We start from the raw sequence: 20,412 nt of genomic DNA, 5'->3' as shown, positions 1-20,412 counted from the left end.
GGGCCTAGACTCCCGTGCGTACAGATCGTCGAACAGTGGTGTACGCGAGATCACCTATCGCAGGACACTGGTCCCAGGGCCTGTTCCTGGGGCATCGGTCACGAGGTCAGGGAGCGAGGGGCGGACGTGTCGGACCAGACCGTCGTCGTCGCGGCGGATGCGCACAACAACGTCGTCGTCTCGGCGGACTACTTCCAGTCCTACTCGGTCGTCGGGCTGCTCGCCGTCGTCGGCGTGCTGTTCGTCGCCGTCGCCTTCGGGGCGGGCCGCCTGCTGCGCCCCGTGGTCCCCACACCCGAGAAGCTCATGACGTACGAGTGCGGCGTCGACCCCGTCGGCGAGGGCTGGGCACACACCCAGGTCCGCTACTACGTCTACGCCTTCCTGTACGTGATCTTCGCCATCGACTCGATCTTCCTGTTCCCCTGGGCCACGGTCTTCGCCGCCCCGGGCTACGGCGCGACCACCCTCGTCGAGATGTTCGTCTTCCTCGGCTTCCTCGCCGTGGGCCTGCTCTACGCATACAAGAAGGGCGTCCTGGCATGGACGTGACGCCAGCCACCGAGAAGCAGCAGCCGGTTCTGCTGCCGGAGCCGAAGCGACTGGGCGCGCTGGCCCGCCTCGCGCCCGAACCGATGAAGGTGATCCTCAACTGGGGACGCCGCTACTCCCTCTGGGTCTTCAACTTCGGCCTCGCCTGCTGCGCGATCGAGTTCATCGCCGCGTCGATGGCCCGCCACGACTTCATCCGCCTCGGCGTGATCCCCTTCGCGCCGGGCCCGCGCCAGGCCGACCTGATGGTCGTCTCCGGCACGGTGACGGACAAGATGGCCCCGGCCGTCAAGCGCCTGTACGAGCAGATGCCCGAGCCGAAGTACGTCATCTCCTTCGGGGCGTGCTCGAACTGCGGCGGCCCGTACTGGGACTCCTACTCCGTCACCAAGGGCGTCGACCAGATCATCCCCGTCGACGTCTACGTCCCCGGCTGCCCGCCGCGCCCCGAGGCCCTGCTCCAGGGAATCCTGAAGCTGCAGGAGAAGATCGCGCGGGAGTCGCTGGGGGAGCGCTACGGCAGCGGGTCGGCACGGCCGTCGACGGCGGCACTGCAGAGCGGGCTGGTGCGTGGGCCGGAGGTTGCCGGTGGCGGTGCTGGTTCCAGCGCCTCTGGTGCCGGCGCCTCGGGTGCGGGTGCGAGTGCGGGTGCGGGTGCTGGGGGCTTGGGTTCCGGCGGCGCGGATGACGGTGGCGCGGGGGAGGGCTCCCGATGACGACGATCGGCTGGCTGCCGGCCCCCGTCGAGGACCTCTTCGGCCCGGAGGCCACGGCCGAGGAGTCGTACGACGTCCTGACGGTCGACGTACCCCCGGCTTCCTGGATCACCGCCTTGGAGGCCGCCCGCGACGAACTGGGCTGCACCTATTTCGACTGGCTGAGCGCCGTCGACGAGCCCGGCACCGGCTTCCGCGTCGCCGCCCATGTCGCGGCCCTGACTCCGGTACGGCGTCTCCTGGTCCGTACGACCGTCCCGCACGAGGCGCCGACGCTGCCCTCGGCGGTCGGCGTGTTCGCGGGCGCGGCCTGGCACGAGCGCGAGACGCACGAGATGTTCGGCGTGGTCTTCACCGACCACCCGGCCCTGGACCACCTGCTCCTCCCCGACAACTTCGAGGGCCACCCCCTCCGCAAGGACTTCGTCCTCGCCGCCCGCGTCGCCAAGGCCTGGCCCGGCGCCAAGGAGCCCGGCGAGTCCGAACACGGCGGCCCCAAGCGCCGCCAGATGCTCCCACCGGGCGTCCCCGACCCGAACGAATGGGGCCCTCTGAAGGGCCAGCTCCCTCCTGCCCCGGCCCGCCCGGCCAGAGGCGCGGGCCGCGCAGCGGGAGACCGCCCGGCCCGAGCGGCGGGGGAGCGGCCGGCCCGAGCGGCGGGGGAGCGGCCGGCGAGGGCAGCGGGCGAACGACCGGTGCGTCGCGCCCGTACGGCGGCGGAGGGTTCGGCGAGCCAGGCGGTGCCGGAGGCCGGGGCGGCGGAGGTCGGAGCGCCGGAGGGGGCGGCGCCTGCTGCCACGCCCGAGTCTGCGACCACGCCCGCGCGTCGTGCTCGTACGGCGGCCGACGGTTCCGCGAGCCAGGCGGCACCGGCAGCCGGAGCGCCCGAGGGAACCGTTGCCCCGTCCGGCCCTCGTCGCTCGCGCAGCGCCTCGCAGGGATCGGCGAGTCAGAGGACGGCGCCGGAGGCAGCGGCACCTGAAGTGGCCGCTTCCGACAAGTCGGCGCCCGAGCCTGCCAAATCTGCCGAATCTGTCGAATCTGCCGAATCTGGCGCACCTGCCGCAGCTGACTCGGCGCCCGATACGGCCGCCCCTGAGACGGCTACCCCCGAGACGGCCGCCCCCGATACGGTCACGCCCAAGGCGCCCCGCAGCTCGGACGCCCCGTGGCACCACGCGCGCCCGGCTTTCGACGAGCCGGAGCAGCGTGCGTCCGAGCCGGAGCAGCGTGCGTCCGGGCCGGAGCAGCGCGCGTCCGAGCCGGAGCCCGAGCGCCCGGCCGAGTCCGATCCGGAGCCGCAGTCGGAGTCGGTGCCGCAGTCGGAGCCGCGATCTGAGGCGGCGCCAAAGTCGGAGCCGGCACAGGAGCCGTCCGACGGCGGTGAGAAGGCGCCCACCGCCGAGCCCGCCCCCGAAGCAGACCCGGCAGACCGCGACGACCGGGCAGAGCGCGACGACCGGGCAGACCGAAACGACCCGGCAGACCGAAACGACCCGGCAGACCGCAACGACTCCACAGGAGGCCCGCAGTGAACGACGCGCTCGACGTCACCCTGCGACTCCTGATCGTGTTCGTCGTCTTCCTCACGTTCCCGCTGATCATCGGCCAGACCGAGCACAAGGTGATGGCCCACATGCAGGGTCGGCTGGGCCCGATGTACGCCGGTGGCTTCCACGGCTGGGCCCAGCTGGTCGCCGACGGCGTGAAGTTCGCGCAGAAGGAGGACGTCGTCCCGGCCGGCGCGGACCGCCGTATCTTCCAGCTCGCCCCCGCCGTGGCGCTGCTCCCCTATCTGCTCGTCCTGCTCGCCATCCCCATCGGCCCGAGCGAGGGCGCGGTCGGCGAGGTCATCGACGCGGGCATCTTCTTCGTCCTCGCAGTGATGGGCGTAGGAGTCCTCGGCTCGCTCATGGCCGGCTGGGCCTCCGCCAACAAGTTCTCCCTCCTCGGCGGCCTGCGCACCGCAGCCCAGCTGCTTGCCTACGAACTCCCGATGCTGCTCACCGCCGCCTCCGTGGCGATGGCGGCCGGCACCGTCTCGCTCCCCGGCATCCTCGACGCCTTCGAGTGGTGGTGGCTGCCCTGGCAGATCGTCGGCGCGATCGTCTTCTTCGTCGCCGGACTCGCCGAACTCCAGCGCCCGCCCTTCGACATGCCGGTCGCCGACTCGGAGATCATCTTCGGCGCGTACACCGAGTACACCGGGCTGCGCTTCGCTCTCTTCCTCCTCGCCGAGTACGCCGGAATCGTCGTCCTGTGCGGCCTGACCACCGTCCTGTTCCTGGGCGGCTGGCACGGACCGTGGGGCGCCGACGGCCTCGGCTGGGTCTGGACGCTGCTGAAGACGGCCGTCCTCGCCTTCATCGTGATCTGGCTCCGCGTCACCTACCCCCGACTGCGCGAGGACCAGCTCCAGAAGCTCTCCTGGACCCTCCTCGTCCCCCTCTCCCTCGCCCAGATCGCCCTCACCGGCGTCGTCAAGGTGGTGATCCAGTAACCATGGCCCCCATTCCTGGCAGCGGCCTGGCCAAGGGCCTGGCCGTCACCCTCCGCACGATGACGAAGAAGACCGTCACCGCGCAGTACCCGGACACCCAGCCCGACCTTCCGCCCCGCACGCGCGGCGTGATCGGCCTGTTCGAGGAGAACTGCACGGTCTGCATGCTGTGCGCCCGCGAGTGCCCGGACTGGTGCATCTACATCGACTCCCACAAGGAGACGGTCCCGGCGGCGGCCCCGGGCGGCCGCGAGCGCAGCCGCAACGTCCTCGACCGCTTCGCCATCGACTTCTCCCTGTGCATGTACTGCGGTATCTGCATCGAGGTCTGTCCTTTCGACGCGCTGTTCTGGTCCCCGGAGTTCGAGTACGCCGAGACCGACATCCGTGAACTCACCCACGAGCGCGACAAACTCCGCGAGTGGATGTGGACCGTTCCGGCCCCGCCCGCACTGGATCCCGCGGCCGAGGAGCCCAAGGAGATCGCCGCCGCCCGCAAGACCGCCGAGAAGCTGGCGGCCGCCCAGGCACAGCCGCAGGAGGGGGAGTCGTGAGCCTTGCCGCGGCCGCCGCGACGGCGCATGCCACGACCACCACCGCAGCGGAAGCACATGGCTTCCTCTCACCGACCGGCGTGGAGATCACCTTCCTCCTCGTCGGCCTGGTCACCTTCGGTGCCGCGGTGGTCAGCGTCACCACCCGGCAGCTGGTGCACGCCGCCCTGTGGCTGGTCGTCGCACTCGGTGGACTCGCCGTCGAGTACCTCCTGCTCACCGCCGAGTTCATCGCCTGGGTGCAGGTCCTCATCTACGTCGGTTCCGTGGTCGTCCTCCTTCTCTTCGGGCTGATGCTCACCAAGGCCCCCATCGGCCGCTCCCCGGACGCCGACTCCGGCAACCGCTGGGCCGCCCTCACCGTGGCCGTCGTCTCCGCGGCCACCCTGGTCTGGGTGGTCGTCGACGCCTTCCGCACGACCTGGATCGACCTCGACGGCCCCGCCGCCGGCTCCACCCGGGCCACCGGCGAAAGCCTCTTCCAGAACTGGGTCCTCCCCTTCGAGGCCCTCTCCGTCCTCCTCCTCGCCGCCCTGGTCGGCGCGATCGTCCTGTCCCGCAAGGCGAAGGAGACCGCCCCCGCGCCCGGAGCCCCGAGCGAGAAGGAGACGCGCTGATGCATCTCGCCTATCCCGCCGTACTCTCCGCCCTCCTCTTCTGCACCGGCCTGTACGGCGTCCTCGCCCGCCGCAACGCGATCCTGGTCCTGATGTCGGTCGAGCTGATGCTCAACGCCGTCAACCTCAACCTGGTCGCCTTCGACGTCTGGCTCAGCAGGGCCGCCGAGGAGACCCTGCACTCCGGCCAGGCCCTGACGCTGTTCACCATCACCATCGCCGCCGCCGAGATCGGCATCGGCCTGGCGATCGTGCTCGCCGTCCACCGCAACCGCGGCACCTCGGACATCGACAAGCTCCGCGACACCGCCGAAGGCCACGAGCCCGACGGCCCCGACCACGACGCCCTCACCGCCGGGCAGGCCGAGAAGGCTGAGGCCACCGCGTGACCACGACCACCCTCGCCGTACTCGTCCCCCTCCTTCCCTTCCTCGGCGCCGCGGCCGGCCTGCTCCTGGGCCGTACCGCCCCCGGCTTCGTCCGCCCGCTCGCCGTCCTGCCCACGCTCGCGTCGCTCGTACTCGCGGCGGTCGTCGCCGTGCGCCAGGGCGGCGGTCAGGCGATCAACTCGGCCACCGAACTCACGCCCACCGGCTCGGTCCCGATCGAACTCGCCCTGCACATCGACGGCTTCGCCGCCCTGGTCGCCGTACTCGTCGGCGTCGTCGCCACCTGCGTGCAGATCTACTCGACCGGCTACCTGCGCGACGACCCGCGCTACCCCTCCTACGCCGCGCTCGTCTCCCTGTTCACCTCCGCGATGCTGCTCGTCGTCTACTCGGGCGACCTGATGGTGCTGCTGGTCGGCTGGGAGATCATGGGCATCTGCTCGTACTTCCTGGTCGGCCACTACTGGGAGACCCCGGAGGCCCGCGCCGCCTCCATCAAGGCCTTCCTGGTGACCAAACTCGGTGACGTCCCCTTCCTCATCGGCCTGTTCGCGCTGGCCACCGACGCCGGGTCCTTCCGCATCACGACGATCCTCGACACCGTCGCGGACGGCGGACTCGACAACCCGACCCTGGTCGCCCTGCTGCTGCTCGCGGGCGTGGCCGGCAAGTCGGCGCAGTTCCCGCTGCACACCTGGCTCCCCGACGCGATGGCGGGCCCGACGCCCGTCTCCGCGCTGATCCACGCCGCGACGATGGTCGCCGCCGGTGTCTACTTCGTCGCCCGACTCCTCCCGGTCTTCGAGGCCTCCCAGGCCGCGATGATCGTCCTCGCCGCGATGGCCGCCATCACGATGATCGGTTCCGGGCTCGCCGCGATCGCCCAGGACGACATCAAGCGCGTCCTCGCCTACTCGACGATCGGCCAACTCGGCTACATGACCGGCGCCCTGGCCGTCGCCGACCGTGGTGCCGCCGTCTTCCACCTCCTGTCGCACGGCGCCTTCAAGGCGCTGCTGTTCCTCGCGGCCGGCGTGATCATCCACGCCTCCGGTACCAACTCGCTGGCGGCCATGTCCCGCATGAGCCACCTGCGCGACCGCGTCCCGGACGCCTTCTGGACGATGACCGTGGCGCTCCTCGCGCTCGCCGCGATCCCGCCGTTCAGCGGCTTCTTCTCCAAGGAGTCCGTCCTCGGCGCCGCCGAGCACGTCGCCACCGGCCACACCGAGCACGCCCCCGCCGCCACCGGCTGGCTCGTCCTCGTCTCCGGCCTGGTCACGGCCCTGCTCACCGCCGCGTACGCGATGCGCCTGTGGCTGCTGGCCTTCCGCGGCCGCGGTGCCGAGGCCCCGGACCACGGCAGGCAGCCGCTGACGATGACCGTGGTGCTGTGGGTGCTCGCCGTGCCCTCCCTCGCCGTCGGAGCCTTCGCCTACCGCGTGCTGCCCGACTGGTTCGACGGCCGCGACCTCACCCCGACCCTCACCACCTCCGTCCTCGGCACGGGTGTGGCTCTGGTCGGCGGCATCGTCACGTACGCGGCGTGGCGGCACACCACCTCGGTGGCGGCCCGCTTCCCGCTGGGCGCGGTCGCGGCCCACCCGGAGGGCGACGCCGGACTCGTCGAGGCCGAGGCCATCGCCAGCCACGCTCCCGTGTACGGGGGAGTGGCCTACGCACCGGACCCGGCGGACCCCGGCCGGCTGCTGCTCGGCCCCCTGCACCGGCACGCGGCCGTCGGCTTCCACCTCGACGCCGTGTACCAGGCGCTGTTCGTCCGCCCGGTCCAGGCCGGCGCGTCTCTCGTCCGGTTCCTCGACCGCGAGGTCGTCGACACCTACGTACGCGGCGCCGGCGCCCTACCCCGCTGGCTCGGCATCGCCGTACGGCGCGCCCAGACCGGCAATGTGCAGACCTATGTGAGCGCGCTGCTCGCCGGCACCGTCGTCCTTGCGGTCGCCGCCCTCCTCGTCGCCACGGGAGCGTGAGCAGGCGTGATCGATATCAACGAGTCCGTGATGCAGTTCCTTCTGGCGTTCGTCGTCGTCGGCCCGCTTCTCGGCGCCGCCGCCGCTCTCCTGCCCGCCCCGCCCGGGCTGAAGGGGAAGTCGCCCGAGCAGGCCGTGCTCCGGCACGGCGTCACCGTCACCGGCGTCGTGCTCATCGCGGCGATCGTCCTGGCGCTCGGCTTCGACCACGACCAGCCGTCGAAGATGCAGGCGAGCACGGACATCAGCTGGATCCCCGCACTCGACGTGCGCATCCACCTCGGCGTCGACGGCATTTCACTCCCCCTCGTCGTCCTGACCGCGCTGCTGACCTTCCTCTGCGCGCTCTACAGCTACTTCAAGATGCCCGCGGGCCCGACCCCGAAGGCGTTCGTCGCACTGCTGCTCGTCCTGGAGTCCGGCACCCTCGCCACCTTCGCCGTCCTCGACCTGCTGCTGTTCTTCCTCGCCTTCGAGATGGTCCTGATTCCGATGTACTTCCTCATCGCCCGCTGGGGCGGCGAGGGCAGGACCGCGGCCGCCTGGAAGTTCATCCTCTACACGCTGCTCGGCTCCGTGGTCATGCTGCTCGGCCTGCTCCTGATCGGGATCAAGACCGGCACATTCGACATGGTGGCACTCGCCACTGACAACGGCCGGTCGCTGACCACATCCGTGCAGGTCATCGCCGTTCTGTCGATCGGGATCGGGCTCGCGGTCAAGACCCCGATGTGGCCGCTGCACAGCTGGCTGCCCGACGCCCACACCGCCGCCCCGACCGTCGGCTCGGTCCTGCTGGCCGGTGTGCTGCTGAAGATGGGCACGTACGGGTTCGTGCGCATTCTGCTGCCGATCGCCCCCGACGGCTTCGCCGACTTCGCGCCCTATCTCGCCGCCTTCGCCGTCGTCGGGATCATCTACGGATCCCTGGCCTGCCTGGCCCTCGCCAAACAGGGGGCGAAGGGCGACCTCAAGCGCCTCATCGCCTACTCCTCCGTCGGCCACATGGGCTTCGTCCTGCTCGGCATCGCCACGATGACCCCGACCGGCGTGAACGGCGCCCTGTTCGCCAACATCGCCCACGGCCTCATCACCGGCCTGCTGTTCTTCCTGGTCGGCGCCCTGAAGGACCGCACGGGCACCACCGACCTCGACGCCCTCGCCGAGCAGACCGGCGCCGCGCTGTACGGCAAGGCCCCGCGCCTGGGCGGCCTGCTCGCCTTCGCCGCGGTCGCCTCGCTCGGGCTGCCCGGGCTCGCCGGGTTCTGGGGCGAGATGCTCGCACTGTTCGGCGCGTTCGAGCCCGCCCCCGAGCTCAGCCGCCCGGCCTTCCTCACCTTCATGGCGATCGGCGCCTTCGGCACCCTGCTCACCGCCGCGTACCTCCTCGTCGTGGTTCGCCGCGTCTGCATGGGCGCGGCGCCGCAGGACGCCCCGAAGCTCGCCGATGTCCAGAGCTACGAGTTCGCGGCCTGGACCCCGCTCGTCGCCCTCACCGTCGTCGCCGGACTGTGGCCGAAGACCCTCCTCGGCCTGACCGACCCGGCCGTGCAGCAGCTCCTCGCAGGAGGCACCCGATGAGCTCCCTGGCCCAGCCACTGGCCGCGAACCTCGTCCAGTCCGTCGACTGGCTCGCCATCGCGCCGCCCACCGTCGCGGCGGTCGTCGCACTCGTGGTGCTCGTCGCCGACCTGTTCATCGCGGAGAACAGGAAGGCGGTGCTCGGCTGGACGTCCGTGGCGGGCCTCGCCGCCTCCGCGCTTCTGCTGCTGCCCCTCCTGGACGGGGACCGCTCCACGTTCTGCCTGGCCGGCGACGACGCCCTGTGCAGCTACACCGCCGACCGCTTCACCCTCGTCATCCAGTTCCTGGTCCTCGGCGGCGCCCTCCTCGCGGCACTGCTGTCGGTCACCGCCCTGAAGGACGCCAACAAGGGACTCCCCGAAGGGGAGTTCTGGTTCCTGCTGCTCTCCTCCGCGGCCGGCGCCGCCCTGCTGCCCGCCTCCCGGGACCTCGCGACCCTCATCGTCGCCCTGGAAGTCGCCTCACTGCCCGCCTTCGCCCTCGTCGGCCTGCGCCACGGCGACCGCAAGTCCTCCGAAGCGGCACTGAAGTTCTTCCTGTCCTCGGTCACCGCGACCGCGGTCAGTCTCATGGGCATCAGCTTCGTGTACGCCTCCACGGGCACCCTCTACCTCACGCAGATCGCCGAGCGGATCCAGGACGTCGACGGACAGCTCCAGACCCTCGTCCAGACCGGAGTCGTCCTCACACTGATCGGCTTCGCCTTCAAGACGGCCGCCGTGCCCTTCCACTTCTGGGTGCCGGACACCTACGTCGGGGCGCCCCTGCCGGTCGCCGCCTACTTGTCGGTCGTCGGCAAGGCGGTCGGCTTCACCGGCCTCATCCTCGTCACGGTCATCGCCCTGCCGTCGTACGCCGACGTCTGGGGCCCGGCCATGGCCGCGCTGGCCGCCCTCACCATGACCGTCGGCAATGTCGGCGCCCTGCGACAGCAGGCCACGCGCGCGTACAGCGCGGTACGCCTGCTCGCCTGGTCCTCCGTCGGCCAGGCCGGCTACCTGCTGGTGCCGATCGCCGCCGCCGCGTACTCCGACGACACCGAGCGCTCCATCGGCTCCACGGTCGCCTACGCCCTCATGTACGCCGCCGTGAACCTCGGTGCCTTCGCGGTGGCCGCACTCGTGGGCCGCACGAAGACCCTCAACCGCATCAGCGACTACCGCGGCCTGTACGCGCGCAACCCGCTGTCCGCCCTCGTCCTGGCCTTCTTCCTGCTCTGCCTCGCCGGGCTCCCGCCGGGCATCATCGGCCTCTTCGCCAAGGTCACCGTCTTCTCCGCCGCCGTCGACGCCGGGCTCGGCTGGCTGGCCGTGGTCATGGCCGTCAACGTCGTGATCGCGCTGTTCTACTACCTCCAGTGGACGGCCCTGCTGTTCCGCGCCCCGGAGGGCGAGCCCGTCCGGTACCTCGCTCCCGCACCGGTCACGGCCGCGATGGCGCTCACCGGCGTCGTCGGCATCGCCCTGTCCGGAGCGCCCCAGCTGATCCTGCGGTTCGCCGACACCGGACTCTTCTGAAACCGGGGCGAAGGAAACCCGGGCGAAGGCCCGAAGACCCAAGACCGTTCCGTACGCGCGCGTGGGACCGACCCTCCCTCCCACGCGCGCGGGCGCGTTCACCCGTACGGCGCACGCCCGCCGCCACACGCACAAGGGAACCCGTGGCCCTCGCCTGGCGTTGACCAGTACAGAAGGGTCCACTGGACGTGACACCACGGCACCAGTGGCATCGCAGATCGACCAGCAAAGGGTTCCCCTGCCGCACCACTTGGAGGGCGTACCGTGCACCGCCGGCACAACGGGCTCAGGACCGCAGTCCTCCTCGGGGGACTGTCCGCACTCATCATCGTCATCGGCAGTTTCTTCGGCCGCATGGGGCTCGTCATCGCGGTGGTCATCGCGCTGGGCACGAACGCGTACGCGTACTGGAACAGCGACAAGCTGGCGCTACGCGCGATGCGCGCCCGACCGGTCAGCGAATTCGAGGCCCCACAGCTCTACCGCATGGTCCGCGATCTCTCCACCCAGGCCCGCCAGCCCATGCCGCGCCTGTACATCTCGCCGACGGAGGCCCCGAACGCGTTCGCGACCGGCCGCAACCCGCGCAACGCCGCAGTGTGCTGCACCGAGGGAATCCTGCGCATCCTCGACGAGCGCGAACTGCGCGGCGTCATCGGCCACGAGTTGAGCCACGTCTACAACCGCGACATCCTGATCTCATCGGTCGCCGGGGCCCTGGCCTCGGTGATCATGTTCCTGGTCAATTTCGCGTGGCTGATCCCGATCGGCCGCTCAGATGACGACGACGGCCCCGGCATCCTCGGCCTGCTGCTGATCATGATCCTCGGGCCGCTCGCCGCCTCGCTCATCCAGCTGGCGATCAGCCGCTCCAGAGAGTACGAGGCCGACGCGTCCGGCGCCCAGCTCACCGGCGATCCCCTCGCCCTCGCCAGCGCGCTGCGCAAGCTCGACGCCGGCACCAAGCAGCTCCCGCTGCCGCCCGAGCCGCGCATCGAGACCGCCAGCCACATGATGATCGCCAACCCATTCCGCCCAGGTCAGGGGTTCTCCAAGATGTTCTCAACCCACCCGCCGATGGCGGAGCGCATCGCCCGGCTCGAGAGGATGGCTGGTCCCCGGTGAAAACCATCCTGAACGTCATCTGGCTCGTCCTCAGCGGCTTCTGGCTGTTCCTCGCCTACCTGGCCGCCGGCCTGCTGCTGTGCATCACCATCATCGGCATTCCGTTCGGTATCGCCGCCTTCCGCATCGGCGTCTACGCCCTGTGGCCCTTCGGTTACACGACGATCGAGCGCCACGACGCCGGAGCCCCCTCGTGCGTGGGCAACGTCCTGTGGCTGGTCCTGGCGGGCTGGTGGCTCGCCATCGGCCACATCGTCACCGGCCTGCTGCTGTGCGTCACGATCATCGGCATCCCGTTCGGCATCGCCAACTTCAAGCTGATCCCGGTGTCGCTGTTCCCCCTGGGCCGCGAAATCGTCTCGACCGACAGGCCGTTCGCGTCGACCTGGTAGAGCCGACAGAGCCGTTGACCGAGCGGGGAAGGGGCCGCGCCGGACCCGGGCGACAGCCGAGGGTTTTCCACAACTCGGAGGTTGTCCACAGGCCGGCCCGATTGTCAGTGGCGGCTTGCATCATGAATGCATGACCGACAACGAGCAGTTGCTGACGAGGGTGGCGGACAAGGCCCGCAACACCCGGCCGTGGGGCTGGACTTCACTGCCCGAGCCCGTGGACGCGGCCACCGTGGCCCGTGCCGAGGCCGCTCTCGGCTTCAGCCTGCCACCGCTGCTCGCCGACCTCTACCTCCGTATAGGGGACGGCGGATTCGGCCCGGAGTACGGCCTGTTGCCCCTGCTCGACAGCCCTCCGTCCGGTGAGCCCGCCGCCGTCACGCAGTACCTCGCCAATCGCGAGAGCGCCCGCAAGGATCCCGACTGGCCCTGGCCCGAAGGCGTCCTGCCCATATCCCACTGGGGCTGCGCGATGTACGCCTGCGTCGACTGCCGCAGCCCTGAATCCACCGTCCTGCTCTTCGAACCGAACGCCGACGACGCGGACCACGCCTGGTACGTGGACGCCCCGAGCCTCGCCCACTGGCTGCGCGCCTGGGCCGACGGCACAGGCTGGTACGAGGAGATGAACGAGGAACTGGAAATGGCCCCTTGGGCCGACTTCCGCATACGCACGGCGGTGGCACCCAGACCCTGATCGACCCGGCCCGGCGATTCGACTCCAACCGGCGATTCGGGCCGGCTCGGCCGCCGATCTCCCGGGCCCTTCCGCCGCTGCGCCCACTGCTCGTCGGCCAACACCGCGCCCCGCGCGTCAGCCGTGGTTCCGGCGTCCGGATCCAACCGCCGGTCGGTCCGCGCTCCCGCCTTGCGTGTCGGCCGGGGTTTCCCCCCTTCCACACCGCGCCCCGCGCGTCGGCCGTGGTTCCGGCGTCCGGATCCAACCGCTGGTCGGCACGCGCTCCCGCCTTGCGTGTCGGCCGGGGTTTCCCCCCTGCCGCACCCGGCCCCGGCGCGTCGGCGACGGTACCCGCGCGCACCCCATCGCCCGCCGGACCGCGCTCCAGGCCGCCTGGCCGAGTTTCCGCGTCCGCACCCCACTGCCCGCCAGCCCGAGTATCGCCCACGGGTTCCCGCGTCCGCCCCCAACCCACCCGCGTCCGCCCCCAACCCCAACCACCCGTCGGCTAACGCCCCCGCGCACCCGACCGAGCCGCCACCCACCGCCGTACGCCGTACGCGGCCACCCCCACCGCCAGCACCCCCGCACCGACGGCCACGGAGACCCCCGGAAGGGAGAAGGCCAGCACCACACACCCGAGGAGCCCCACCGCGGGGACGACGCGAGCGGCCGGCGCGGAGCTGAGAGTCCAGGCCGACGCGTTGGCCACCGCGTAGTACGCCAGCACACCGAAGGAGGAGAACCCGATCGCGCCCCGCACGTCCACCGTGGCGGCCAGGACCGCGACCACCGCGCCCACGGCGAGTTCGGCCCGGTGGGGGACCTGGAACCGCGGATGCACGGCCGCCAGGGCGCCGGGCAGATGCCGGTCACGGGCCATGGCCAGCGTCGTCCGTGAGACGCCCAGGATCAGGGCGAGCAGCGAGCCGAGCGCGGCGACGGCGGCTCCCACGCGCACAACGGGCGTCAGCCCAGGGACCCCGGCCGCCCGCACCGCGTCGGCCAGCGGCGCGCTCGCCTGACCGAGACCCTCGGACCCCAGAACGGAGAGGACAGCCACCGCCACACACGCGTACACCACCAGCGCGATGCCCAGGGCCAGCGGAATCGCCCGGGGAATGGTCTTCGCCGGGTCCCGCACCTCCTCGCCCAGGGTCGCGATCCGCGCGTACCCGGCGAACGCGAAGAACAGCAGACCGGCCGCCTGAAGCACTCCGCCGACGCCGCCCGACGCCCCGATGTCCAGCCGTCCGGCATCGGACTCCCCGGACCCCAGGCACACGACCACCACACAAGCGAGGACAGCGAGGACCACTGCCACGATCGCGCGGGTCAGCCAGGCGGACTTCTGGACACCGCCGTAGTTCACCGCGGTCAGCGCCACCACGGCCGCGACCGCCACCGCGTGCGCCTGCTCCGGCCAGACGTAGGCGCCGACGGTGAGTGCCATCGCCGCGCAGGAGGCCGTCTTGCCGACGACGAAGGACCAGCCCGCGAGGTACCCCCAGAACGGGCCGAGCCGTTCGCGCCCGTAGACGTAAGTGCCACCCGAGGCGGGATACAGGGCTGCGAGGCGTGCCGACGACGTGGCGTTGCAGTAGGCGACCACGGCCGCGACTGCCAGCCCGAGCAGCAGTCCGGTACCGGCCGCGTGCGCGGCGGGGCCCAGCGCGGCGAAGATCCCGGCCCCGATCATCGAGCCGAGCCCGATCATGACGGCGTCCCCGACCCCCAGGGTGCGCCGCAGCTCGGGGGAGGCGGAGCTGGGCTGTGTCATGGCCGGAACCTTACTGATCGCTGCAACCGAGGGGTGCCTCCGTGGCGTCCTGCCCATCAACAGAGCACGAACAAGCGCGCCCGAGATCACAGTGCCGTGAAAGTGCAGGCACAGCGCGGAGGGGCAGGTTCAAGGCATGACGATCATCAGCTGGATCATTCTGGGGCTGTTGGCCGGGGCCATCGCCAAGTTCCTGCTGCCGGGCCGCGACCCGGGCGGCTTCATCGGCACGACGCTCATCGGCGTCGCGGGCGCGTTCATCGGCGGCTGGATCTCGGCCCGCTGGCTGGACCACCCGATCACCCAGGACTTCTACGACGGCGCGACATGGGCCTCGGCGATCGGCGGCTCCCTCGTGCTCCTGATCGCCTACCGCCTCCTGTTCGGCCATTCCCGCAGCTGAACGGCCTCAGCCGCAGAGCGACACCTCCAGACCGCAGCCAGCAGGCGAGGAAGGGTGGGCATCCCCCAACGGGGCGCCCACCCTTTCCCGTGGACCCGCGGACCCGTGGACCCGTGGACCCGTGGACCCGTGGACCCGTGGACCCGTGGACCCGCAGACCCGCAGACCCGCAGACCCGATGGACCCGTAGACCGGTAGACCCCTGGACCTCGTGGAGCTGGCACGGGGCCGAGTCGGCCGGCTACCGGTAGTTCACGAACTGGAGCGCGAAGTCGAAGTCCTTGCCCTTCAGCAGGGCGATGATGGCCTGGAGGTCGTCCCGGCTCTTGGAGCTGACTCGCAGTTCGTCGCCCTGGACCTGGGCCTTCACGCCCTTCGGACCCTCGTCGCGAATGATCTTCGCCACCTTCTTCGCGTTCTCCTGGGAGATGCCCTCCTGGATCGTCGCGAAGATCTTGTACTCCTTGCCCGAGAGCTGGGGCTCGCCCGCGTCCAGGGCCTTCAGGGAGATGCCCCGCTTGATCAGCTTGGACTGGAAGACGTCGAGGACGGCGTTCACCCGGTCCTCGGAGTTCGCCTCCATCAGGATCTTCTCCCCGGACCACGAGATCGAGGCACCCACGCCCTTGAAGTCGTAGCGCTGGGAGATCTCCTTGGCGGCCTGGTTGAGGGCGTTGTCGACCTCCTGCCGCTCGACCTTCGAGACGATGTCGAAACTGGAGTCGGCCATGTCCTGTGGCTCCTTGTATCGGGGTGCGTGTGGGGTGCGACTCGGCGGCGTGGGGGCGGCCGCCGAGCCCGGGGCAGGCCCCGGACCGCATCCGGACAAGCCTAGCCACCCCACGTCCCCCGGGAGGCGATCAATCGGGTGGCGAAGCACCCCTCCGCATCGGGTATTGTTTACGTCGTTGCCAGGGAGCACCGCCCAAGAGCGGTTCGAAGGGCAGCAAACCCCGGCGGTGTGCCCGAGCGGCCAAAGGGAGCAGACTGTAAATCTGCCGGCTCAGCCTTCCCAGGTTCGAATCCTGGCGCCGCCACGCTGAGAAAGACCCCCTCTGAACTGCGGAAACGCAGCGCGGAGGGGGTCTTTTCGTATTCGAACAGCACCATTCGAACGAGGGTCGAAATGGGTGGCTTGTCTCACCTAGTCTCGGGTGAGTCCCAAGCCTGATCAGCGCGTGTCCCCCAGGCGTCCCCCGGGGGAGGGGCCAGCTCCGTCCCATTCCCGCAGGCCAGCCTCGATTTGGTGGTTCGCTCGCTCCTGGGCCTGCGCCAGAACCTTTGCGTAGACGCGCAGCAGCACGGCGACCGAGTGTCCGGCCCGACGCGCCACCTCCATCGGGTCGACTCCGCTGTAGAGCCAGAACGAGACCCCGGCGCACCGGAGGTCGTACGGTCGCCGGGCGAGCGGCGATGCCTCCTGCTCTGGCGTCAGTGCGTCGCCTCGGGCGCTTGCCCACACCTCGCCGTACCCCGTGTCCTGAATCACACCGCCCCGGTTCGTGCGGAACAGGCGGCCGTCCGGAGCCGTGCCGTAGCGCTCGATGTGCCAACGGAGCATCGCGACGAAGTGGGGAGGTATGGGCACCACGCGCGAGTCTCGTTGTGCTCGTGCCTTGAGGTGACGGTCTTGGTGGGCCCGACCGTCGTCCGTCCAGTCGCGGCCGGCGTGGACGATCCCGCCGCGAAGGGTGAGCTTGCCCCACCCGCTCTTCGGCAAGTGGCACTGGGACGCGGTCAGTCCAACCGCTTCGGCCGGGCGCATGGCGGCGTAGTACAGGCACCCGAAGAACGCCTCAAGGTGTGCACCCCGCTCGCCCTGCACGCGTACGCCCTCAAGCAGAGCCCGCACCTGGCGAGGGTTGGCGACGCTCGCCGGGTCAACCTCTTCGGTCGACTTCGGAGCCGACCACTTCACGGTGGACAGTGGGTTGACCGGAACGCTGAAGTAGCGCCGCTCGACCGCGAGCCCCAAGACGTCACTGAGGCATGCCTTCTTGCGCCGCGCCGTTCGTGCGCCGGCGGAGGAGCCGTTGAGCAGTGTCGACAGGGCGTCCAGAGCCAGACGGAGCGTGGCGGGGTCTTCGAGAGCGGCCACGGGCAGGGAGTTCTTCTCCAGCCAGCGGAGTGCGTCCGTGACGTCGCTGGGGTGCTCTTGGGACCAGCGGCTCTTGTTGTACGCCCAGCCGTACAGGGCGGTGCGGAGTACGCGGGACGAGGGCTGCCCGACGGTTGTCTTCACGAGTGCGGGGGTGATGGTGGCCAGGGCGTCGGCGTCGTTGCGGCGCGACTTGGCAGGGAGCTTGTCCCATCTGCGGTCGATGTAGGCGCGCGTGTGCTCGTACCAGGTCACGGAGCCGTTCAGCGCACGGAGTTCGGAGGCGGGGAGGCCCGTCTCCACGTCGAACTGTTCGCCCTTGCGTAGGGCGGTCATCAGCTCCGAGCGACGGCCGTCAGCCTGGGCTTTGACGGTGTAGCTCTTGGAATGCTTCTGGGTTCCCACAAGCCACCGGACGCGGTAGGGCTTCGGGCGGTCGCGGCGGGTTTCGATGCTGTAGATCCGAACGTCGTAGGTGAGGGGCATGGCTCTCCGGGCAGTGAAAGAGCCCGCCCCAAGTGGGGCGGGCTCGATGGGGGGGGGCGTCAGGCAGCCGTGTCTTCGATGGACGACCACCACGCGTCGAGGTCGGCGCGGCGGCAGCGAATCTGACCGTTGGGGAGCTTGATGAGCTTCGGGGCCTTACCCCGGGCGCGCATGCGGTAGAAGGCGGCGCGGCTCATGTCGATCTCTTCGAGAACTTCCAGGAGCTTGAGCATCTTGGGGCGTGCCACGGTGCGACTCCTTCGAGGCTTCGACCATTGGAGGGGAATGGCGGGCTTGGGTTTGTCGGCAGCCCGGGCCTGTCCGAGGTGCGGATTTCTGCATCACCGCGTCATCTGCGTCACTTACGCCTCTGACCTGCGTTTTGGGGTGACGCAGTAGCTCCGGGGTGCGTCATCGGTGACGCAGGCCATCCGTCATCGGTGACGCGGGTGACGCGGGTGACGCGGGGTGACGCAGCCGCTGTCCGTCTGCGTCACCGGTGTTGCGGCAGGTCACGGGATATTTGGCCCCTCGGGGTGACGCGGGTGACGCAGCGTCTCTTCTCTTTGGACAAGAGAAGGGTGGTGTCTGTTGTGGTGTGGTGCGCCTTAAGGCGTGAAAAAGGAGCCGCTTCGCGGCGCGACCGTTGGGCGGCGCGTTGCGCCGGACAGCAAGAGGAGCACGTCCGGCGTGTGGTGCTCTTCTTGCTTGTCCGGGACGGCTGCGGCGCCGCCGCTCAGAACGCCGGCTCCTGCTGCTGTGTGGGCGGGGCGGGCGGTCGGGTCATCTCGATGTAGCGGGCCGTTTTGGTCCGACCCCAGTCGATGAGGACGCCTCGGGCGGCGAGGGTCGGCTGAAGCCGCTTGAGGCGGTCGGAGAGGACCTTGCCGGTGGTCGGCCAGCCCTTGGGCAGGGGTCGGAAGTCGTCTCCGGAGTAGAGCCGGGTGAGGCAGTGCAGCCACTCGGCAGACGTCATCCGCTGCTCTGCCTCCGCTTCCAGGCCGGCGGCATGCTGCAAAACGGTCTGTGCCAGGAGATCGCCCTCGATGACATCGTCGTTGAGGTCGTCCAGGCTGGTCCGGTAGGCGTTGAGCGCTCCGAGGCCGGTCGCCGCATCGAGTTGTGCGCACAGGTGGGCGAAGTCGGCCATGCGCAGGTCGGTGGGGATGTCCGCCTCGGCCGCGCGGACCTTGACCGTGAGATCGAGCAGAGACCCGAGAACGACGGGCAGGACCTCTTCGAACTCCCCCCACAGTTCGGCCTCGGTACGCCTCACGCGGGGGCGTTCCAGGCGCAGCGGCAGGAGACGCTCGGCGAGGTCGGGACGGATGACGCCCACGTCGATACCCGTCAGCAGCAGGGGCCGGCGGTAGCGGGCGCGGACCACGTCGCCGTCGGTGTACAGGGCGCGTTTGATGGTTTCGGCTCCGGTGACGATGCAGCACATGAGGTCGGACAGGTCCGGGGCGAGGTGGGAGAGGTTGTCCAGGGCGGTGACCCATCCGGCGGCCACGGCCGCGATCAGGTTCTCTTCGTCCTTGGGGGCGCGGCGCAGGTCGCCGCTCATGCCCTCGATGATGCGCACGAGCATGCGTCCGCCGGTGGACTTGCCTGCGCCCTGGGGGCCTGTGAGGAAGGGGGCGGGGACGGGCACGGACGGCCCGAGGCAGCCGATCAGCCAGGCCACGGCCAGGCATTCGGTCTCCGCGTTGGCGAAGTTGCACAGCCTCAGCAGCAGGTCGATGCCCTTGCCGTCGGTGTCCTTGGCGGGCAGGGGGAGTTCCCCGGTGAGCTGAGTGCGCCGCCAGCACACCTCGCCGGGGTCGGGGGTGACGATGTCCCAGCCGGTGGGGTGGATGCGGACGGACTGTCCGTCGTTACGGCCCAGGTCCAGCCACGTCGCCCCGTCGAATCCCGGCGCGACGCGGATGTGGACGGGCTGTACGTCCTGGCTCATCGCGAGTGCTTCGATCAAGTCCAACGCCTCCTTGAGCGCGGTCCCGTTGAACACGCCGTGCCCGTCGTTGAAGAGGCCGACCATGAGTTCCTGGCGGTGGCTGCCCGAGGTGCCCTGCGAGCGGATCGGGCGGGCCACGGGGTGGCCGTTCCTCTGCGCGAACACGGTCCCGTCCGCCGTGCGGAAGTACCGGAAGTGCTGCTGCGCGTAGTCGGCGATGACCTCGCGGGCGGGGGTCTTGTCGTCGTCGGACATGGCTACAGTCCCAACCTCGTACGGGCGTTGGCCCACGCGTCGGTGCAGTGCCGCGCCGATTCGCCCTTGGCCTGAGCGGCGGCGAACAGCCGCGCGACATGTGCGTCGGTCAGGCAGCCGCACCGGCCATGCGTGGACAGCACGGCGAGGAACGTCCGGTAGACCGTGGTGTGGACCGCACTGGACGCTTCCGTGATCTGCTGTTCCGCCATGGCGATGCCACGGTCCAGGTAGACGGGCGTGCGATGGCGGCACTCCCCGCCCCCGGCCAACGCCGGCATGCTCAGCCCCTGCGGCACCGCCCGGACAATGGCGGGCTCCTTCACGGCCAGCGCACGCACGACGTCCGGCAACGCCGTCATGGTGCCGGTGCCGGGACCGACCCAGCGGGCGTAGGCCATCGTGGACTTGATGTCGACGCCGTTCCGGACGGCGTTCACGGAGCCCATGGCGCCCTGGTAGATCCAATGCTCTCCGCGCGTGGTGGCCACGGTCCGGGTGGACGGCAGGGCCCGCTGTGCCCAGGCGATCGCGGCCGGGTTGTCGAGGTCGACCACCGTCAGGTCGGCGCCGCCGGGGTGGTAGGCCACTGCTGCCGCCTTGCGCCACGCCCGCGCCCACGTCGGCGAGTTGAGGACGTGGGGGTCGGTGGTGGCGGCGGCCCAGCCGTGGCAGGGCGCCGGGCAGGTGCAGGGGCCGGGGGTCTTCATATTTTGCCGGCCACCACACACGTTCTGTGCGCATGCCGGGCAGTTCCCGAACGGCACCTTCCCCTGACGCAGCGGCAGGACGGGCATGCCGCTGGCTGCGAGGTGGA

Annotated in this window: 20 protein-coding genes and 1 tRNA gene; 15 read left to right on the top strand and 6 right to left on the bottom strand. The window is 70.4% G+C overall.

The features are described from left to right. The first annotated feature begins 126 nt into the window (after positions 1-126). The 13 genes from ACGFW6_RS22235 to ACGFW6_RS22175 all read left to right on the top strand — a co-directional run bounded on the left by ACGFW6_RS22235 (position 127) and on the right by ACGFW6_RS22175 (position 12,634). The gene (locus ACGFW6_RS22235) at positions 127-552 is read left to right on the top strand and encodes an NADH-quinone oxidoreductase subunit A (protein WP_393512372.1); all 426 of its coding nucleotides are present in this window, start codon (positions 127-129) and stop codon (positions 550-552) included. Then, positions 543-1,268 carry an NADH-quinone oxidoreductase subunit B gene (locus ACGFW6_RS22230; protein WP_393512369.1) on the top strand — a complete coding sequence of 242 codons (726 nt, stop codon included), beginning with the start codon at positions 543-545 and terminating at the stop codon, positions 1,266-1,268. The genes ACGFW6_RS22235 and ACGFW6_RS22230 overlap by 10 nt, the downstream gene beginning before the upstream one ends. Further along, entirely contained in the window at positions 1,265-2,803 is a 1,539-nt protein-coding gene (locus ACGFW6_RS22225; protein WP_393512366.1) for an NADH-quinone oxidoreductase subunit C, read from the top strand. The genes ACGFW6_RS22230 and ACGFW6_RS22225 overlap by 4 nt, the downstream gene beginning before the upstream one ends. Next, complete coding sequence (locus ACGFW6_RS22220; protein ID WP_030947592.1) at positions 2,800-3,768, top strand: complex I subunit 1 family protein; 969 nt, start codon at positions 2,800-2,802, stop codon at positions 3,766-3,768. Before ACGFW6_RS22225 ends, ACGFW6_RS22220 begins: the two co-directional genes overlap by 4 nt. A gap of 2 nt (positions 3,769-3,770) precedes the next feature. After that, the gene (locus ACGFW6_RS22215; protein ID WP_393512363.1) at positions 3,771-4,322 is read left to right on the top strand and encodes a NuoI/complex I 23 kDa subunit family protein; all 552 of its coding nucleotides are present in this window, start codon (positions 3,771-3,773) and stop codon (positions 4,320-4,322) included. After that, positions 4,319-4,939, top strand: a complete 621-nt coding sequence (locus ACGFW6_RS22210) for an NADH-quinone oxidoreductase subunit J (protein WP_393512360.1) — start codon at positions 4,319-4,321, stop codon at positions 4,937-4,939. The genes ACGFW6_RS22215 and ACGFW6_RS22210 overlap by 4 nt, the downstream gene beginning before the upstream one ends. Beyond that, positions 4,939-5,328, top strand: a complete 390-nt coding sequence (gene nuoK / locus ACGFW6_RS22205) for an NADH-quinone oxidoreductase subunit NuoK (protein ID WP_030947598.1) — start codon at positions 4,939-4,941, stop codon at positions 5,326-5,328. Before ACGFW6_RS22210 ends, nuoK begins: the two co-directional genes overlap by 1 nt. After that, positions 5,325-7,319 (top strand): NADH-quinone oxidoreductase subunit L, encoded by a 1,995-nt coding sequence (locus tag ACGFW6_RS22200; protein ID WP_393512357.1) that lies wholly within the window; start codon positions 5,325-5,327, stop codon positions 7,317-7,319. The genes nuoK and ACGFW6_RS22200 overlap by 4 nt, the downstream gene beginning before the upstream one ends. 6 nt (positions 7,320-7,325) lie before the next feature. Further along, a complete protein-coding gene (locus tag ACGFW6_RS22195; protein ID WP_393512354.1) occupies positions 7,326-8,900 on the top strand; it encodes a NuoM family protein in 1,575 nt (524 codons plus the stop codon). After that, a complete protein-coding gene (locus ACGFW6_RS22190) occupies positions 8,897-10,420 on the top strand; it encodes an NADH-quinone oxidoreductase subunit N (RefSeq protein WP_393512351.1) in 1,524 nt (507 codons plus the stop codon). Before ACGFW6_RS22195 ends, ACGFW6_RS22190 begins: the two co-directional genes overlap by 4 nt. Positions 10,421-10,684: 264 nt before the next feature. Further along, positions 10,685-11,545 carry a zinc metalloprotease HtpX gene (gene htpX, locus ACGFW6_RS22185; protein WP_393512348.1) on the top strand — a complete coding sequence of 287 codons (861 nt, stop codon included), beginning with the start codon at positions 10,685-10,687 and terminating at the stop codon, positions 11,543-11,545. Next, a complete protein-coding gene (locus ACGFW6_RS22180) occupies positions 11,542-11,937 on the top strand; it encodes a YccF domain-containing protein (RefSeq protein WP_393512345.1) in 396 nt (131 codons plus the stop codon). Before htpX ends, ACGFW6_RS22180 begins: the two co-directional genes overlap by 4 nt. 130 nt (positions 11,938-12,067) lie before the next feature. Then, entirely contained in the window at positions 12,068-12,634 is a 567-nt protein-coding gene (locus ACGFW6_RS22175) for an SMI1/KNR4 family protein (protein WP_393512342.1), read from the top strand. Positions 12,635-13,124: 490 nt separating this feature from the next. On the opposite strand, the gene ACGFW6_RS22170 is transcribed toward ACGFW6_RS22175, so the two are convergent. Next, the gene (locus ACGFW6_RS22170) at positions 13,125-14,396 is read right to left on the bottom strand and encodes an APC family permease (RefSeq protein ID WP_393512339.1); all 1,272 of its coding nucleotides are present in this window, start codon (positions 14,394-14,396) and stop codon (positions 13,125-13,127) included. Positions 14,397-14,532: 136 nt separating this feature from the next. Here ACGFW6_RS22170 and ACGFW6_RS22165 point away from each other — a divergent pair, with 136 nt between their 5' ends. Continuing rightward, on the top strand, positions 14,533-14,799 hold the full coding sequence (locus tag ACGFW6_RS22165; protein WP_393512336.1) for a GlsB/YeaQ/YmgE family stress response membrane protein: 267 nt from the start codon (positions 14,533-14,535) through the stop codon (positions 14,797-14,799). Positions 14,800-15,040: 241 nt separating this feature from the next. Here ACGFW6_RS22165 and ACGFW6_RS22160 read toward each other — a convergent pair whose 3' ends face one another. Beyond that, the gene (locus ACGFW6_RS22160; RefSeq protein WP_393512333.1) at positions 15,041-15,529 is read right to left on the bottom strand and encodes a YajQ family cyclic di-GMP-binding protein; all 489 of its coding nucleotides are present in this window, start codon (positions 15,527-15,529) and stop codon (positions 15,041-15,043) included. 225 nt (positions 15,530-15,754) lie between these two features. On the opposite strand from ACGFW6_RS22160, the gene ACGFW6_RS22155 reads away from it, so the two are divergent. After that, positions 15,755-15,836 (top strand) — tRNA-Tyr (locus ACGFW6_RS22155). A gap of 134 nt (positions 15,837-15,970) precedes the next feature. Here ACGFW6_RS22155 and ACGFW6_RS22150 read toward each other — a convergent pair. From ACGFW6_RS22150 to ACGFW6_RS22135, 4 genes are all read right to left on the bottom strand, one after another. After that, complete coding sequence (locus tag ACGFW6_RS22150; protein ID WP_393512330.1) at positions 15,971-17,383, bottom strand: tyrosine-type recombinase/integrase; 1,413 nt, start codon at positions 17,381-17,383, stop codon at positions 15,971-15,973. A gap of 59 nt (positions 17,384-17,442) precedes the next feature. Further along, complete coding sequence (locus ACGFW6_RS22145; RefSeq protein WP_393512327.1) at positions 17,443-17,631, bottom strand: helix-turn-helix transcriptional regulator; 189 nt, start codon at positions 17,629-17,631, stop codon at positions 17,443-17,445. Positions 17,632-18,119: 488 nt separating this feature from the next. Beyond that, complete coding sequence (locus ACGFW6_RS22140; RefSeq protein ID WP_393512324.1) at positions 18,120-19,595, bottom strand: ATP-binding protein; 1,476 nt, start codon at positions 19,593-19,595, stop codon at positions 18,120-18,122. Between the two features lie 2 nt (positions 19,596-19,597). After that, positions 19,598-20,392 carry a DNA primase gene (locus tag ACGFW6_RS22135; protein ID WP_393512795.1) on the bottom strand — a complete coding sequence of 265 codons (795 nt, stop codon included), beginning with the start codon at positions 20,390-20,392 and terminating at the stop codon, positions 19,598-19,600. Between the last annotated feature and the right edge of the window lie 20 nt (positions 20,393-20,412).

The organism is Streptomyces sp. Y7, from assembly GCF_043195415.1.
Taxonomy (GTDB): Bacteria; Actinomycetota; Actinomycetes; order Streptomycetales; family Streptomycetaceae; genus Streptomyces.
This window is presented reverse-complemented; position numbering and strand designations above follow the sequence as displayed.